This is a genomic window from gamma proteobacterium symbiont of Scutellera amethystina, assembly GCF_059730845.1.
On record NZ_AP035935.1, the window covers coordinates 1217641 to 1234125 of the forward strand.

The following is a 16485-nucleotide window of genomic DNA, read 5'->3' on the forward strand; positions in this document are numbered from 1 at the left end:
AAAGTAAAAATGTATGCCGGAGCCATCGCACTGAGTGCCGGCGCGTTGTTCACCGGCCTGACGCAGGCGGCGGAAACCGCCATCTGTTACAACTGTCCGCCCGAGTGGGCCGACTGGGGCACGCAGCTCAAAGCGATTGCCAGAGACACCGGCATTCAGGTGCCGCAGGACAACAAAAACTCCGGCCAGGCGCTGGCGCAGCTGGTGGCGGAGCAGGGCAATCCGGTGGCCGACGTGGTCTATTACGGCGTCAGCTTCGGCATTCAGGCCGACAGCGCCGGCGTGGTCGCCAGTTACAAACCGGCGCACTGGGATGACATTCCTGCCGGCATGAAAGACAGCAACGGCAAATGGGTGGCGCTGCACTCGGGCACCATGGGCTTTATGGTCAATGTCGATGCGCTGGGCGGCGCGCCGGTACCGCAATCGTGGGACGACCTGCTGAAGCCGGAATACAAAGGCATGATTGGTTATCTCGACCCAGCCAGCGCCTTTGTCGGTTACGTGGCGGCGGTGGCAGTCAATCAGGCGAAGGGCGGCAACATGCAGGACTTCACGCCGGCGCTGAACTGGTTCAAAAAGCTGCAGGCGAATCAGCCTATCGTGCCTAAGCAGACCGCGTATGCGCGCCTGATTTCCGGCGAGATCCCGATTCTGCTCGACTATGACTTCAATGCTTACCGCGCCCGCTACAAAGATCACGCTAACGTCGCCTTTGTTATTCCCAAAGAGGGCACGGTAACGGTGCCGTACGTCATTAGCCTGGTGAAGAATGCACCGCACGCGGCGAACGGCAAAAAAGTGATCGACTATGTGCTGTCGGACAAAGGGCAGGCCATCTGGGCCAGCGCGTTCCTGCGCCCGGTGCGCACCGGCGCCATGAGCGCAGAAGCGAAGAAATATTTCCTGCCGGACAGCGACTATGCGCGTGCGCAAACCGTTGACTATCAGCAGATGGCGGCAGCGCAGAAAGCTTTCTCGGCGCGCTATCTGAGTGAGATTCGCTGATGGCGATGACGGACACCCTGGCGGCTTCGTGCCGCCGGACACCGCGCCTGGCCGGCAGCCGCTGGCTATGGCTGACGCTGCCGGCGCTGCTGTTCTTCTGCGCCTTCTGGCTGCTGCCGTTTGTCCGGCTGCTGCAGATGGCGATGCAGGACGACCGCAGCACCCGGCACAGCGGCTACTGGACGGTACTGACCCAGCCGCACTACCTGCTCAGCCTGCTGAACACCGTGCTGCTGTCGCTCGCCGTCACGCTGGTGACGCTGGCCATCGCCGCGACAGTCGGCTGCTTTCTGGCACGCCAGCGCTTCAGCGGACGCAGCACGCTGCTGGCGCTGCTGACGTTTCCGCTGGCCTTTCCGGGCGTGGTGGTGGGATTTCTGGTGGTGATGCTGGCGGGCCGTCAGGGACTGCTGGCGCAAATCAGCCTGGCGCTGTTTCACGAGCGCTGGATGCTGGCCTATTCGTTTACCGGCCTGTTTATTGGCTATCTCTATTTTTCACTGCCGCGCGCCATCATCACGCTGGTGGCGGCGAGTGAAAAACTCGACCGCTCTCTCGAAGAGGCGGCGCGTTCGCTGGGCGCCAGTCAGTGGCGCATCACCTGGGATGTGATTGTGCCGGGGCTGCAGCCGGCGCTACTCTCCACCGGCGCGCTCTGTTTTGCCACCAGCATGGGTGCCTTCGGTACCGCGTTTACCCTGGGCACCGATCTGGCGGTGCTGCCGCTGACCATTTACGGCGAATTCACCAACTACGCCAATTTCGCCACCGCCGCCGCGCTGTCGGTGGTGATGGGCGGCGTCGCCTGGCTGGCACTGATGCTGGCGCGCCGACTGGCCCATCAGGAGGTGACATGAGACGTCGCGGCCTGTTCAGCCTGCAACTGCTGGTCACCCTACTCACCGCGCTGTTCATGATCGTGCCGGTGGTGCTGTCGATGCTGGCCGGCGTGACCAACAACTATTTTACCGGCCTGCGCAGCGGCCTGACGCTGAAGTGGGTGACGCAGGTGTGGCAGCTTTACGCCGACACCTTCTGGCTGTCACTGCTGATTGCGCTGGCCTGCCTGCTGATCACGCTGCTGATCGGCGTGCCGGCAGCGTGGGGGCTGTTAAAAGCGCCGCGGCGCTGGGCGGCGCGCATCGAAGAGTGCCTGATGCTGCCGGTCGCGCTGCCGGGCCTCGCCACCGCGCTGGGCATCATCCTGCTGTACGGCCAGTTCTCCGGCCTGCGCGATAGCTGGCTGTTCATTCTGATCGGTCACGTGCTGTTTACCTTGCCGGTTATGCTGCGCCCGGTGCTGGCGGTGATGCAGGCGGTGGAGATGCCGCGACTGGAAGAGGCAGCGGCCAGTCTCGGTTCCAGCCTGTGGCAGCGCTTTTTTACCGTGGTGGTGCCCAACTGTCGCAACGGCATTCTCGCCGGGGCGTTTATGGTGATCACCCTGTCGGTGGGTGAGTTCAACATCACCTGGATGCTGCATACGCCGCTGACAAAAACGCTGCCGGTGGGGCTGGCAGACAGCTATGCCTCAATGCGACTGGAAGTGGGATCGGCCTACACGCTGATCTTTATTCTGCTGATTCTGCCGCTGCTGCTGATGCTCAACGCGGTCAATCACTGGCTCAACCGTACGCTCACGCGTGCTAATAAGGAGGCGGCATGAACCCTGCGGCCGTAACCGTTACGCTGCGCCACTGTGCGCGGCACTTTAATCACCAGCTGGCGCTGCAGCCGCTCGATCTGACGGTGCAGCCTGGCGAAACCCTGGTGCTGCTCGGTCCGTCCGGCTGTGGCAAAACCACCACGCTGCGCATCATCAGTGGCCTGGAGCGCTGTGACGACGGCGGCGGAGTGTGGTTCGACGATCGTAACGTGACAGCGCTGCCGATTGAGAAACGCAACGTGGGCATGGTGTTCCAGAACTACGCGCTGTTTCCCCATCTCAACGTAGCGCAGAACGTCGCTTACGGCCTGAAAGTGCAGGGCGTGGGGCGCGCCGAACGCGACGCGCGCGTGCAGGAGATGCTGGCCCTGGTGGATCTCAGCGCGCTGGCGCAGCGCAGCATCGACAAGCTGTCGGGCGGTCAAAAGCAGCGCGTAGCGCTGGCTCGTGCGCTGGCGGCGCGTCCGAAGGTGCTGCTGTTTGATGAGCCGCTGGCGGCGCTGGATGCGCGCCTGCGCGATCGGCTGCGGCTGGAGATTGGCGCGCTGCTGAAACAGCTGGCGATCACCGCCGTCTACGTCACGCACGATCAGCAGGAAGCGATGGCGTTGGGCGATCGCATTGCGGTGATGGAGCAGGGACGTCTGGTGCAGATCGATACGCCGCAAAATATTTACCAGCGCCCGGCGTCACAGTTTGTGGCGGATTTTGTCGGCGCGATTAACTGTGTCGGGGTCGATGCGCGTGGCAATCCGCAGCATTTCTGCCGCCCGGAGGATGTGCTGCTGGCGGCGGACCAGCGCTACGCACGCCCTGGTTTTATCCTCGGCACCACCTTTCTCGGCGCTGCGCAGCGGCTGAGTATTGATATCGGGCTGGCGGCGCCGATCCAGGTTGATCGCCACGCGCGCGAAGCCTGGCACGCCGGCCAGCCGGTAAGCTGGACGCTGGCGCAGGATGCCGCGCTGCACTTTTCTGCCTGATAAGGAGCTGTTGTGACTGACGCAATGACGCTGATTGCGCAAATCAGCGATTTACACATCAAGGCCCATGGCCGTCTCTCCTATAAAAAAGTGGATACGCACGCTGCGCTGCTGCGGGTGATCGACACGCTGAATCAGCTGGTGCCGCGACCGGATACGGTGGTGATTACCGGCGACCTGGTGGATTTTGGCACTGCGGAAGAGTACCAGACGCTGCGCGAGGCGCTGCGCCATCTGCAGCTGCCGTTCCTGCTGATGCCGGGCAATCACGACGATCGCCAGCAGCTGCGCGCCGCGTTTCCGGAGCATCACTACCTGCAGCACGGCGAAACGCTCAACTGGCAGATGCGTGTGAATCATCTGCAGCTGCTGGCGCTCGACTCCAGCGTACCGCATCAGCCGTGGGGCTACGTCGATGACGCACAGCTGCAGTGGCTGGCAGAGCAGCTGGCGCGTGAGCCTGATTTGCCGACGCTGGTGCTGCTGCATCATCCGCCGTTCCTGAGCGGCATTGGCCATATGGATCGGCAGCCGCTGCGCAATCCGGCGGCGCTGGCTGCCATTATTGGTCAGCATCCCCAGGTGGAACGGGTGCTGAGTGGTCACCTGCACCGCTCGGTGCAGGCGCGTTTTGCCGGCACGCTGGCCTGCGTGGCGCCCGGTGTGTCGCATCAGGTGGCACTGGATTTGCGTGACCACGGTCCGGCGAACTTTGTGCTGGAACCGCCCGGTTTTCTGCTGCATCGCTGGCAGCCGCAGCAGGGGATGACTACGCATCTGTGCGCAATCGGCGATTATCCAGGACCGTGGCCGTTTTACGATGCGCAGGGTTTAATTGATTAGCACCAGTAATAGCACAATAAAAAAGCGTTCCTGAGGGTCTGCGTCGTAGTCAATTTGGCTCAGAGGTGTACAATTGTCTGTTACCTCACCAGGGTAAACACCTCCAATTATAACAAGATAGTCAGGCACGCTAACTTATGAAGCTACTCACCAGGGCGGTTGCGCCATGTTAACGCGCATCCGGCCAAAAACTGATCTGCGCACGCTGATTGCGCTGCTGGCGATCACCAGTATCGTCATTACACTGGCTAATACGCTGTACGCCACCTGGCGCGTACAGCGCATGGTGCTGATCGAAAGCACCCTCGAAGCCAATCGCGCTTACGCCACCAAGCTGGCGGCCACCACCGAAGTGTTTTTCCAGCTGGCGCAGTCGCAGCTGCACTACAGCGCCAATCAGCTGGGTAAAGATTTCGACAATCCCGAACTGCTGCAGCAGGAAGTGAACCGACTGCGCGAGCAGACCAGCAGCTTTAACTCGGTGGCGATTGTCGACAGCAACGGCGTGATTAAAGCCATTTCGCCGGAATCGCTGATGCTGAAAGGCATGCAGCTCACCAGCCAGTCTTCGCGCGAAGCGCTGGCGCAGCGCCAGCCGATGGTCAGCCGGCCCACCATTTCTGCTACCAATAACCTGCTGGTGTTTGTTTCCTGGCCGGTGTGGAGCACCGATGGGCGCTATCTTGGCTACGTTGGCGGCACTATTTATCTGAAGAAAAAAAGCATTCTCAACGTGCTGCTCGGCGAGCAGTACTATCGTGACGGCACCCATGTTTACGTACTGGATCGCGAAAACCGCGTGCTGTATCACCAGAACAATCAGCTGATTGGCAAAAACGTGCCGGGCATCGTCAGCGATCGTCAGCGCCAGGAGCACAGCAATGGCGAAGTTCAGCTGACGGAAGAGGGTACGGCGAAGCTGGCGGGCTACGCTGTGGTGCCCACCACCGGCTGGATGGTGGTGGCGCTCAAACCGACAAACGTCACGCTGGCGCCGCTCTCCGGGCTGCTGCTCCAGGTGCTGAAGAATTCGGTGCCGTTTGCGCTGCTGACGCTGCTGGTGGCGGTGATTCTGGCCCGGCTGATCGCCTTGCCGCTGTGGCAGCTGGCGCGTAAAGCCAGCCAGATGGATACCCAGGGCGTTTCCGGGGAAATTGGCGTGATCCGCGCCTGGTACTTTGAAGCGGCGCAGGTGAAGCGCGCGCTGCTCACCGGCATTGGTCTGGTGCAGGATAAAATCGGCCGGCTCAAGTCAGAGGTGCAGAGCGATCCCATGACCAGCCTGCTCAATCGCCGTGGCCTGAGCGCGGTGCTCGACTATTTCGATACCATGCAGCAGCCGTTTGCCGTGCTGGCGCTGGATATTGACCACTTCAAACGGGTGAATGATAACTTCGGGCATGATGTTGGCGACGAGGTGATCAAACAGGTGGCGCGCACGTTGCGCCAGAGCGCGCGTCAGACCGACGTGGTGTGCCGAAACGGCGGCGAAGAGTTTCTGATGCTGCTTCCCGCCACCGCCCCTGATGAAGCGCGGGTGATTGCCGAGCGCGTGCGCACCAGCATTGCCGGCGGCTGGATTGATCCGGTCGGGCAGATCACGATTTCGATTGGTATCGCCAGCTGGCAGCCGACGCACGGCAGTCAGGAACAGATTCTGAAGCAGGCCGATGATGCGCTGTATCAGGCGAAAAACGCCGGACGTAACTGCGTGGTGATCGCCGGGCAGGAGGCGCTGGCCAGCACGGTTTCGCGCTATTAATCGCGCAGCGTCACAGCAGGATAAAAAAACGGGTGCCTGGCTGGCACCCGCGGGTAATCAGGCTGATTTCAGGTAATCGAGCACGATATCGTGGTGGTTCGAGGTTTTAAAATCGTCGAACACCTTCTCCACTTTGCCATCGCCGCCAATCAGGAAGCTGATGCGGTGAATGCCGTCGTAGGTTTTCCCCATAAAGGTTTTCTCACCCCAGACGCCAAACTGCTCGCAAACCTGATGATCTTCATCCGACAGCAGGGTGAAGTTGAGCAATTCTTTCTCGACAAAGCGAGACAGTTTTTCCGGCTTGTCGGTGCTGATGCCCAGCACTTCCACGCCCGCCTTCTTTAAATCATCCATGTTATCGCGCAGACCACAGGCCTGCGTGGTGCAGCCCGGCGTCATGGCTTTCGGGTAGAAATAGACCAGAACGCGCTGTCCCTGGAAGTCGGCCAAATTTACTTGTTCGCCATCCTGATCGGGCAAGCTAAATTTCGGTGCGGTGTCACCGGCTTTCAGTGGATTCATCACAACTCTCCATTTTTTTCTTCATGCTGTGGGTAATACACCATCAGCGGCAAAAGCGCCAGGTGGAGTTTACCTCAGGGTTATTTCACTACACGGTATGCCAGCGCGGCAGAGTGTGTGGCGGAATAACCCGGAGCCTGATTCAGACGGCGCTGTGCGCGTCGTCGGTGACACTATAGAGGCGAATTGAACCTTGTGCATGCAGTTCTTCGCACAGCCGATGGAAAGCCTGCTCAAACGGTGCGCTGGCATGATTCGCCGGGCTGTGCGCGGTCATCTGAATATAGAGCACCGGCGACGCGTCGTCCTGGGCGGGCGTAATGCGCGACACCAGCTCGGCGATGTTCATCTGATGTTTATCGAACAGATCGGTGAAGCGTTCGATGATATGCGGTGAATCCGGCACTTCTACCTGTACCCAGACGGTAGCAGGCATCGGCGGCGTGACGCGCGCGTTGGTGCGCTTCATCACGATCAGCAGCTCCAGCTCGGCACCCTTCATCGGCAGGGTCGATTCAATCAGGGTAATGGCGTTCCAGCTGCCGGAGAGCAGCATAATAAAGGTGAACTCGTCGCCCAGCATCGCCAGGCGGCTGTCTTCAATATTGCAACCGCAGCTGCTGACGTGGCGGGTAATGGTATTGACGATACCCGGACGATCAACGCCCAGAGCGGTGATCACCAGATGGTGCGGCTGTGACTGCGGCAAAATGGCGTTTCCTGTACGTTCGCTAATAACCATAAGGTAAACATAAAAAAAACTGCTGACAAGCGCGGTAATGGCGTGGCTCGCTTGCTTTTCTTTCGGCGGAAAACGTAACATGAGGCACTTGTTTGTCGAGGGGATAGCCCATGTTCACCGGAAGTATTGTTGCGCTCATTACGCCTTTGAATGAAAAAGGTGATGTCTGCCGCGCAAGTCTGAAAAAACTGATTGATTATCATGTCGCCAGCGGTACGGCGGCGATTGTTTCTGTTGGCACCACCGGCGAATCCGCGACCCTCAGCCATGAAGAGCATGGCGATGTGGTGATGCAAACCCTGGAGCTGGCCGATGGCCGCATTCCCGTGATTGCCGGGACCGGCGCGAATGCCACCGCCGAAGGGATCTCTCTGACAAAACGCTTTACCGGCACCGGCGTAGTCGGCTGCCTCACCGTGACCCCGTACTACAACCGTCCGACGCAGGAAGGTCTGTACCAGCACTTCAAAGCGATCGCCGAAAGCACCGATCTGCCACAGATGCTGTATAACGTCCCGTCACGTACCGGCTGTGACATGCTGCCGGAAACCGTTGCCCGCCTGGCTGAAATCAAAAATATTATCGGAATCAAAGAGGCCACCGGGAACTTATCGCGTATTTCGCAGATCCAACAGCTGGTTGGAGATGAGTTCATTATTGTCAGCGGTGATGACGCGACAGCGCTGGACTCCATGCAACTGGGCGGCAAAGGCGTTATTTCGGTCACGGCTAACATTGCAGCACGTGAAATGGTTGAACTCTGTGCGCTGGCACAAGAGGGCAAATTTGCCGAAGCGCGTCGCCTGAATCAGCGTCTGATGCACCTGCACCAGACGCTTTTCTGTGAACCGAATCCTATCCCGGTGAAATGGGCCGCGAAACAGCTAGGATTAATCGCCGATGACACGCTGCGCTTGCCGATGACGCCGCTGACCGAAGCCGGTCAGGCGAAAACCACGCAGGCGCTGATCCAGGCGGGTCTGCGATAATTTAGGGAGAATCAATGAGTTATTCAGTTAAGCGCTCGACGCTGGCAACCGTGGTGGGCCTCTCCACCCTGATGCTGCTAACAGCTTGTTCCAGCGATCAGCGTTATAAGCGCCAGGTCAGCGGTGATGAATCTTACCTGCAGGCGCCTGAACTGCATGATTTAAAAGCCCCGGCGGGCATGATTCTGCCGCTGCAGAATGGTGATTACGATGTGCCGCACAGCGTGGCGAAAGGCGCGCTGGGTAAAGAGCTCGACATCCGTCCGCCGGCGCAGCCGCTGGCGCTGATGAACGGCACCCGCGCGCAGTTCACCGGTAACACCGGCGTGCTGGCGGTTGACAGCAACCGTGGCTCCATCTGGTCGCAGGTGGTGAACGTGGTGCAGTCGTACAAATTCCCGGTTGCCCAGCGTGATGATGCGGCGCAGCAGCTCACCACCGACTGGGTGCAGTGGAACCGTGCTGACGAAGATAACCAGTATCGCGGCCGTTACCAGATCAGCGTGCAGAACCAGGGCTATCAGCAGGTGCTGACCGTACGTCTGCTGGAACTGCAGCAGCAGGGCCAGACGGTCACCACGCCGGTCCAGGTTCAGCGCTATACCGGTCAGATGCTGAATGACATCAGCACCGGTCTGGATAAGATCGATACCGCCAGCCAGGATGCGGCTGCCGGACGTGCCAGCGGACAGATTGATGTCCAGAGCGGCGCGGACGACACCGGTCTGCCACTGCTGGTGCTGCGCTCACCGTTTAACGTCACCTGGCAGCGTCTGCCGGCGGCGCTGAAGCGTATGGGCATGGAAGTTACCGATGACAACCGCTCGCAGGGCAGTCTGAAAGTGACCTACAAGCAGCCGGGCAGCAGCGCGTTTGACGCCATCGGCGCGAAAGATCCGGAACTGCCAAACGGCGACTACAAGTTGCAGGTGGGCGATCTCGATAACCGCAGCAGCCTGCAGTTCATCGATCCGAAAGGACACGTACTCACCCAGGCGCAGAATGATGCGCTGGTGGCGGTCCTGCAGGGCGCGCTGAACAAATAAATGCAATAAAGGCCGGAGATTCTCCGGCCTTTTTGTTTTGGTTTTGGCATAATAGCGCCCGGCGAGGTAAACGATTGCGTCAGGCAGTCATCGCGCGGTGAAACACCGCTGAACACGGGTTCTTTCATGTTTGGAGTTAACAAGATGCAAAAGCGAGCTGAGTTGTATCGCGGTAAAGCGAAAACCGTATACAGCACCGACAATCCGGATCTGCTGGTACTTGAATTCCGCAACGATACGTCAGCAGGAGACGGTGCACGAATCGAGCAGTTTGATCGTAAAGGCATGGTGAACAACAAGTTCAACCATTTCATCATGACCAAACTGCAGGAAGCGGGCATTCCGACCCAGATGGAAGCGCTGCTTTCTGATAACGAAGCGCTGGTGAAAAAGCTGGAGATGGTGCCGGTAGAGTGCGTGGTGCGCAACCGGGCGGCCGGATCGCTGGTGAAACGTCTGGGCGTGGAAGAGGGCATGCTGCTCAATCCACCGCTGTTTGATCTCTTCCTGAAAGATGACGCCAAACACGACCCGATGGTCAACGAATCGTACTGCGAAACCTTTGGCTGGGTGAGCAAGGCCAACCTGGCGCGCATGCAGGAGCTGACCTTCAAAGCCAACGAAGTGCTGAGCAAACTGTTTGATGATGCCGGCCTGATTCTGGTGGACTTCAAGCTGGAGTTTGGTTTGTTCAAAGGTGAAGTGACGCTGGGCGACGAATTCTCGCCAGACGGCGCGCGTCTGTGGGACAAAGAGACCATGGACAAGATGGACAAAGACCGTTTCCGTCAGAGCCTCGGCGGCCTGATCGAAGCGTACGAAGAAGTGGCACACCGTCTGGGTGTCAAACTGGACTAAGCTTCTGCCGGTGTGCGTCACGGTAGTTCGGACGCAAACCTTTCAGCGCATGAAGGTCGCCCTTGCTGGCGGCCTTTTTTATTGTCTGTTTACGGCCTTCACGCTGCGCCCTGCGCGCAATCTCGCTCCGCTGGCATCGCATTGCTGGTACTAACCTCTGCCGCCAACTAAAATCATGCAAAAGTCATTGATAACAGGAGCAGGCCATGCGCTGGCAAGGGCGTCGTGAAAGCGACAATGTGGAAGATCGTCGCGGCGATTCGCCGGGTTTTAGTTCTGGCGGACGCCAGATTCGTCTGCCGCGCGGCAAGGGCGGCATTATTCTGCTGATTGTGGTCGCGGTCGCTGGCTATTACGGCTACGACCTCACCGCGCTGCTGGAAGGCGGCGTGCCGGTGTCGCAACAGCAGCAGCGTCAGGTCAATTCGGCGCAGGATAACGAGGCGGCCAAATTCACCTCGGTAATCCTCGCCACCACCGAAGATACCTGGGGCAAACTGTTCCAGCAGATGGGCAAACAATATGCGCCGCCAAAGCTGGTGATGTATCGCGGTGCGACGCGCACTAACTGCGGTACCGGCCAGTCGGCAATGGGGCCGTTCTACTGCCCGGCCGATCAGACGGTGTATATCGATCTCTCTTTCTATGACGACATGAAAACCAAACTCGGAGCCGGGGGGGATTTTGCCCAGGGTTACGTCATCGCCCACGAAGTGGGGCATCACGTGCAGAAACTGCTGGGTATCGAACCGAAAGTGCGCCAGATGCAGCAGGGCGCCACGCAGGCGCAGGTGAACCAGCTGTCGGTGAAGATGGAGCTGCAGGCGGACTGCTTTGCTGGCGTCTGGGGTCACTATATGCAGCAGGAGAACATTCTTGAGGTGGGCGATTTACAGGAAGCGCTGAACGCCGCCGAGGCGATTGGCGACGATCGTTTGCAGCAGCAAAGTCAGGGGCGCGTAGTGCCGGACAGCTTCACTCACGGCACCTCACAGCAGCGCTACACCTGGTTCAAACGCGGTTTTGACAGCGGCAATCCGGGCCAGTGCAACACCTTCGCCAGTAACTGATGTTGCACGCTGAACTGACGGCGGCGATGCAGCAAGCCGGTATCCGCCGTCTGTGCGTGATAGCCGGTGAAGCTGGCTGGGCGCGCCAGGAGGCGGCCACATGGCAGGCCGCACTGCCCGGTGACTGGTTAACGGTCAGCGACAGCGATGACTTCCCGCCGCGCGTCGCGCCTGCAGCGCTGCGTACCCTGCTGGGCCGGGAATTCCGGCATGCCATTTTCGATGCGCGCCACGGCTTTCATGCGGAAGCGTTCGCCGCGCTGGCCGGGACGCTGCGGGCCGGCAGCTGGCTGCTGTTACTGACGCCTGACTGGAACGCCTGGCCGGTGCAGCCCGATCGTGACAGCCTGCGCTGGGCCGATGTCGACCAGCCCATCGCCACGCCGCATTTCATCCACCACCTGCAACAGCATATCCTGCAGGATGCGCAGGTGATGCTGCTGCGTCAGCATCAGACGCCACGCCTGCCGTCACCGCAGCTCTTCGCACCGTGGCAGTGTCGCGCCCCCGAGCAGCAGGCGCAGATTGTCCGCCAGCTGTGCACCATGCCACCCGGTGTCGCGGTGATCATCGCCCCGCGCGGTCGCGGCAAATCGGCGCTGGCGGGGATGCTTGCGCGCCAGACGCAAAGCGCGCTGGTGACGGCGCCGGCCAAAGCCGCGACGGAGGTGCTGGCGCAGTTCGCCGCTGAGCAATTTAGCTTTATGGCCCCGGATGCGATTCTCGCTCAGCCGCAGGAGGCTCAGCCGCTGGCAGAATGGCTGATTGTGGATGAGGCCGCGGCCATCCCCGCGCCGCTGTTACAGCAGCTGGTGCAGCGTTTTCCGCGCGTTCTGCTGACCACCACGGTGCAGGGCTACGAAGGTACCGGGCGCGGTTTCATGCTGCGCTTCTGCGCCACGCTGCCGCAGGTGCGCTACTTCCAGCTGGATGAGCCGCTGCGCTGGTCGGCGCAGGATCCGCTGGAGCAGTGGCTGAGTGCGGCGCTGCTGTTTGCTGAGGCCGAAGCCTGCGACGCACCCGCGCAGACAGCGATTTTTGCCGCCACGCCCGCGCAGCACGCCGGCGCCTTACAGGCTGGCTATCGTCTGCTGGCGAGCGCCCACTATCGCACCTCGCCGCTCGATCTGCGACGTATGCTGGATGCGCCCGGCATGCATTTCTGGCTGGCCGGGCAGCCGCAGCAGGTCACCGGCGCGCTGTGGCTGGTGGAAGAGGGCGGACTGGATGCCGCGCTGGCGCAGGCGGTGTGGGCCGGCTTACGTCGTCCGCGCGGCAATCTGGTGGCGCAGTCATTAGCGGCACATGCCGGTTTTACTGAAGCGGCGACGTTACGTTCGCTGCGCATCAGCCGCATCGCCGTGCAGGCCGCACAGCGCCAGCGCGGCATCGGTCGCGCGCTGGTGGCGACGGCGCGGCAGCAGGCGCAGGGCGCGGATTATCTGTCGGTGAGCTTTGGCTACACCGCAGCGCTGTGGCAGTTCTGGCGTGCCTGCGGCTTTACGCTGGTGCGTATCGGTTCACAGCGCGAAGCCAGTAGCGGTTGCTATGCGGCGATGGCGATTTGTGCGCTGACGCCAGCCGGTGAAGCCCTGCAGCAGCGCGCCGCGCAGCGTCTGGCGCGCGACTGGCCGTGGCTGCAAAAGCTGATCGCGGTGCCGCTGACCCTGTCGTCCGCCGACCATCAATCCCTCAGCGCCGACGACTGGCCGCTGCTGGCCGCGTTTGCCTGGGCGCAGCGGCCCTATGAAGCCAGCTATGCGGTGCTGCAGCGGCTGGCGGGTGTCGCATCGCCACCGTTGCTGTGTGCCATACTGCAACAAAAACAAACGCTGAGTGAAGCGGCACGGCTGGCCGGCGTGAGCGGGCGTAAAGCGCTGATGCTCAGGCTGCGCGCGGAGGCGGCTGACGCACTCACCACGCTGGATGCCGCCGCCGCGCAGCACTGGCAGCAGCGCCTCGGCACATTGCAATAAATCCATTATCTCGTTCAAATTTTCCCAATATCACTTTGCCGTCAGCGGCGTATAGTGATTTGAGGAGGACGTTATGGCACTACGATATGTAATTGTTCAGCAACCGGATAACGCCGCGCAGCTGTTTCTGCTGTATCACGGCGTGAACGACAACCCCGATTCGATGGCGCAGATTGGCAGCTGGTTCGCGCAGGCGTTTCCGCAGGCGCAGGTGGTGTCGGTGGGCGCACCTTATCCGGCCAGCGCGCCGCAGGGCCGCCAGTGGTATGCCGAGATACCGGAACACGACCGCTCGCAGCAGCAGGGCGTGGATGCGGTGATGCCGTCCTTTGTCGAGTCGGTGCGTCACTGGCAGCAGCAAAGCGGCGTGCGGCCGGAAGCCACCGCGCTGGTCGGTTTTTCGCAGGGCGGCACTATGGTGCTGGAAGGCGTAAAAGCCCAGCCGGACCTGGCGGGACGCGTGGTGGCCTTTAGCGGCCGCTACGTCACGCTGCCGGAGCAGGCCAGCACGCGCAACACTATCCACCTGATTCACGGCGATTATGACGAGCAGGTGCCGATGCAGCATGCGGAAGCGGCGATGCAGCGCTTAACCGCGCTGGGTGGCGATGTGACGCTGGATATCGTTGACGATCTGCCGCACGCGATTGATGAACGCAGCATGCAGCTGGCGCTGAATCACCTGCGCTATACCGTGCCGCGCCGCTATTTTGATGAGGCGCTGAGCGGGGCGAAGCCGGGTGACGACGATGTGGTGATGATGGTGTGAGACATGCGCGCCATAAAACAAAGGTCGCCGTGCAGGGCGACCTTGTACTTTAAACGATCGGCGGCGACTACTTCTTTTTCGGCCAGTCGTCGTCATCGTCCCACTTATCGTTGAAATCGCGATGCGGTGGCAGATCCGGTTTGTTATCCATATATTTTTTATGATCGATGCGCTTCAGGTCTTTATAGACGTTCATCAGCACGCCCACCATCAGCAGAATCACAATCACCCACCAGTACTCTTTTAACCATTCCATGAGGTTTCTCCTTCAAGGTGCCATCAGGCGATCAGCTGTTCCATAATGCGCTGATACATCCGGCTCAGCAGCTGCAAATCCGAGGCTTTCACGCACTCATTGATCTTATGAATAGTGGCATTCACCGGGCCGAGCTCCACCACCTGTGCGCCCATGCGGGCAATAAAGCGCCCGTCAGAGGTGCCGCCGGTGGTTAACAGCTGCGGCTTGATCTCATTATAGTGCGCCACGGCGTTGACGACCGCATCCACCAGCTTGCCGCGTGAAGTCAGGAATGGCTGACCGGACACATTCCACTCCAGCGTATAGCGCAGCTGGTGGCGATCGAGCAGCGCCGCCACGCGATCTTTGATCATCTGATCGGTCAGTTCGGTGCTGAAGCGGAAGTTAAACTGCACGAAAAACTCGCCAGGGATCACATTGTTACTGCCGGTGCCGGCCTGCACGTTGGCGATCTGCATGCTGGTCGGCGGGAAGAATTCATTGCCCTGATCCCATTCGGTCGCCACCAGCTCGTTGAGCGCTGGCATTGCACGATGTACCGGGTTATCAGCCAGATGCGGATAAGCCACGTGGCCCTGCACGCCGTGAATGGTCAGATTGGCGGTCATCGAGCCGCGACGGCCATTCTTCACCACGTCGCCAACCACTTCGGTGCTCGACGGTTCACCGACGAGGCAGTAATCCATGCGTTCATTGCGCGCCATCAGGCGCTCAACCACTTTTACCGTACCGTTGACGGCGCTGGCTTCTTCATCGGAAGTGATGAGAAACGCCAGCCGGCCAGCATGATTGGGATGGGCAGCAACGAAGCGCTCGGCCGCCACCACCATCGCCGCCAGCGAGCCTTTCATGTCTGCAGCGCCACGGCCAAACAGCATGCCGTCACGAATCGACGGTTCAAACGGCGGGCTGATCCAGCGGTTGGCATCGCCCGGCGGCACCACATCAGTGTGCCCGGCAAAAGCCAGCGTTTCGCCCTGGCCGCGCGTGGCCCAGAAGTTAAGCGTATCGCCAATGTGCATCGGCTCGACGTGGAAACCAATCGCCTCCAGGCGCGCAATTAACATGGCCTGGCAACCGGCGTCATCCGGACTAAGCGAGGGGCGACGAATAAGCTGCTGAGCCAGCTCAATGACCGGACAGAACATGTTATGACTTCTCCTGGATAAAGGCGTGATAAACGGGTTCTTTGAAACCCACCAGCAATGTACCGTCTGGTGCCGCCAGCACCGGACGTTTGATCAGCGCCGGGTGCGCCAGCATCAGCGCTTTGGCGCTGGCCGCATCGCGGATGGCATCGCGTTCCGCTTCCGGCAACTGACGCCAGGTGGTGCCGCGCGTGTTCAGCAGCACGTCATACCCCAGCTGGTCGATAAAGGATTGCAGCAGCGCCGCATCCAGCCCGTCAGCGCGATAATCATGAAAATGAAAGTCGATGCCGGAAGTGCTCAAATAGTTGCGTGCTTTTTTTATGGTGTCGCAATTCTTAATTCCGTACATCACCCACTGCGCTGTCATCGCGTATTCCCGTCCTGTGTTAAATAAAGCGCGAGTTTACCATAGCGCGCCGTGGGCTGTGAGGTCAGACGCGTGGCAGCGCTGTTTTTCATCTCACCGCGACGCCAATAAACGACGCTAATCAGGGCCAGTAAACGCTTTCACTTACCTGCGAAATTGTCGCCTGCGGCACCATTAGCGATCTAAGAATTATCTTAGGCGGCAAAAACAGGCCTGACGGATTAAGTCCGCGCTTTTATGAGTCGCATTAACAGGTTGCTGAAATGTGCGTCAGTCCGCAGTTTCGGCAAATTCAAGCTTTCTGCGGTAGTTGCCGATAGTGATGAGAGGTGGAAACGTATTCACCTGTAGAAAAAAACGGCGTAAAATCGCCACTACAAGAAGAGAGGGTATTATGGTTGAACACGAACTGGGGAACTGGAAAGAATTTATCGAAGCGATGTTACGTAAGTAATTCGTGAAGAGAAAAGC

The 16485-nt window shown here is 60.0% G+C and carries 18 protein-coding genes; 13 read left to right on the forward strand and 5 right to left on the reverse strand.

What is annotated here, in order from left to right; genetic code table 11:
* Positions 1–9 precede the first annotated feature (9 nt).
* From AC6I79_RS05500 to AC6I79_RS05525, 6 genes are all read left to right on the forward strand, one after another.
* Entirely contained in the window at positions 10–1008 is a 999-nt protein-coding gene (locus AC6I79_RS05500) for an ABC transporter substrate-binding protein (RefSeq protein ID WP_238562008.1), read from the forward strand.
* The gene (locus tag AC6I79_RS05505; protein ID WP_021506597.1) at positions 1008–1865 is read left to right on the forward strand and encodes an ABC transporter permease; all 858 of its coding nucleotides are present in this window, start codon (positions 1008–1010) and stop codon (positions 1863–1865) included. The genes AC6I79_RS05500 and AC6I79_RS05505 overlap by 1 nt, the downstream gene beginning before the upstream one ends.
* On the forward strand, positions 1862–2674 hold the full coding sequence (locus tag AC6I79_RS05510) for an ABC transporter permease (protein WP_498027613.1): 813 nt from the start codon (positions 1862–1864) through the stop codon (positions 2672–2674). Before AC6I79_RS05505 ends, AC6I79_RS05510 begins: the two co-directional genes overlap by 4 nt.
* Positions 2671–3657 carry an ABC transporter ATP-binding protein gene (locus AC6I79_RS05515; protein ID WP_238561664.1) on the forward strand — a complete coding sequence of 329 codons (987 nt, stop codon included), beginning with the start codon at positions 2671–2673 and terminating at the stop codon, positions 3655–3657. Before AC6I79_RS05510 ends, AC6I79_RS05515 begins: the two co-directional genes overlap by 4 nt.
* A gap of 24 nt (positions 3658–3681) precedes the next feature.
* Positions 3682–4500, forward strand: coding sequence for a phosphodiesterase (locus AC6I79_RS05520; protein ID WP_211075318.1), 819 nt, complete (start codon positions 3682–3684; stop codon positions 4498–4500).
* Between the two features lie 166 nt (positions 4501–4666).
* Complete coding sequence (locus AC6I79_RS05525; RefSeq protein ID WP_021506601.1) at positions 4667–6262, forward strand: sensor domain-containing diguanylate cyclase; 1596 nt, start codon at positions 4667–4669, stop codon at positions 6260–6262.
* A 57-nt stretch (positions 6263–6319) separates the two neighbouring features.
* Here AC6I79_RS05525 and bcp read toward each other — a convergent pair whose 3' ends face one another.
* Positions 6320–6787 carry a thioredoxin-dependent thiol peroxidase gene (gene bcp / locus AC6I79_RS05530; RefSeq protein ID WP_021506602.1) on the reverse strand — a complete coding sequence of 156 codons (468 nt, stop codon included), beginning with the start codon at positions 6785–6787 and terminating at the stop codon, positions 6320–6322.
* Positions 6788–6929: 142 nt separating this feature from the next.
* Positions 6930–7496, reverse strand: a complete 567-nt coding sequence (locus tag AC6I79_RS05535; RefSeq protein ID WP_498027614.1) for a glycine cleavage system transcriptional repressor — start codon at positions 7494–7496, stop codon at positions 6930–6932.
* Positions 7497–7639: 143 nt separating this feature from the next.
* Between AC6I79_RS05535 and dapA the strand changes: the two genes are divergently transcribed.
* The 6 genes from dapA (at position 7640) to ypfH (ending at position 14237) form a co-directional block, all read left to right on the forward strand.
* Entirely contained in the window at positions 7640–8518 is an 879-nt protein-coding gene (gene dapA / locus AC6I79_RS05540) for a 4-hydroxy-tetrahydrodipicolinate synthase (protein ID WP_059011706.1), read from the forward strand.
* A 14-nt stretch (positions 8519–8532) separates the two neighbouring features.
* The gene (gene bamC / locus AC6I79_RS05545; RefSeq protein WP_059011704.1) at positions 8533–9564 is read left to right on the forward strand and encodes an outer membrane protein assembly factor BamC; all 1032 of its coding nucleotides are present in this window, start codon (positions 8533–8535) and stop codon (positions 9562–9564) included.
* 144 nt (positions 9565–9708) lie between these two features.
* On the forward strand, positions 9709–10422 hold the full coding sequence (gene purC, locus AC6I79_RS05550) for a phosphoribosylaminoimidazolesuccinocarboxamide synthase (protein ID WP_031279423.1): 714 nt from the start codon (positions 9709–9711) through the stop codon (positions 10420–10422).
* A 206-nt stretch (positions 10423–10628) separates the two neighbouring features.
* The gene (gene ypfJ, locus AC6I79_RS05555; RefSeq protein WP_498027615.1) at positions 10629–11492 is read left to right on the forward strand and encodes a KPN_02809 family neutral zinc metallopeptidase; all 864 of its coding nucleotides are present in this window, start codon (positions 10629–10631) and stop codon (positions 11490–11492) included.
* Positions 11492–13468, forward strand: a complete 1977-nt coding sequence (locus AC6I79_RS05560) for a tRNA(Met) cytidine acetyltransferase TmcA (RefSeq protein ID WP_498027616.1) — start codon at positions 11492–11494, stop codon at positions 13466–13468. Before ypfJ ends, AC6I79_RS05560 begins: the two co-directional genes overlap by 1 nt.
* Positions 13469–13541: 73 nt before the next feature.
* The gene (gene ypfH / locus AC6I79_RS05565; RefSeq protein WP_021508041.1) at positions 13542–14237 is read left to right on the forward strand and encodes an esterase; all 696 of its coding nucleotides are present in this window, start codon (positions 13542–13544) and stop codon (positions 14235–14237) included.
* 67 nt (positions 14238–14304) lie between these two features.
* Here ypfH and AC6I79_RS05570 read toward each other — a convergent pair whose 3' ends face one another.
* The 3 genes from AC6I79_RS05570 to AC6I79_RS05580 are packed head-to-tail and all read right to left on the reverse strand — an operon-like array spanning position 14305 to position 16014.
* Positions 14305–14493 carry a YpfN family protein gene (locus tag AC6I79_RS05570; RefSeq protein WP_021508042.1) on the reverse strand — a complete coding sequence of 63 codons (189 nt, stop codon included), beginning with the start codon at positions 14491–14493 and terminating at the stop codon, positions 14305–14307.
* Positions 14494–14516: 23 nt separating this feature from the next.
* Positions 14517–15644, reverse strand: coding sequence for a succinyl-diaminopimelate desuccinylase (gene dapE, locus AC6I79_RS05575; RefSeq protein WP_010617581.1), 1128 nt, complete (start codon positions 15642–15644; stop codon positions 14517–14519).
* 1 nt (position 15645) lies between these two features.
* Positions 15646–16014, reverse strand: a complete 369-nt coding sequence (locus AC6I79_RS05580; RefSeq protein ID WP_021508043.1) for an ArsC family reductase — start codon at positions 16012–16014, stop codon at positions 15646–15648.
* A 394-nt stretch (positions 16015–16408) separates the two neighbouring features.
* On the opposite strand from AC6I79_RS05580, the gene ypfM reads away from it, so the two are divergent.
* Positions 16409–16468, forward strand: a complete 60-nt coding sequence (gene ypfM, locus AC6I79_RS05585; RefSeq protein WP_104085366.1) for a protein YpfM — start codon at positions 16409–16411, stop codon at positions 16466–16468.
* Positions 16469–16485 lie beyond the last annotated feature (17 nt).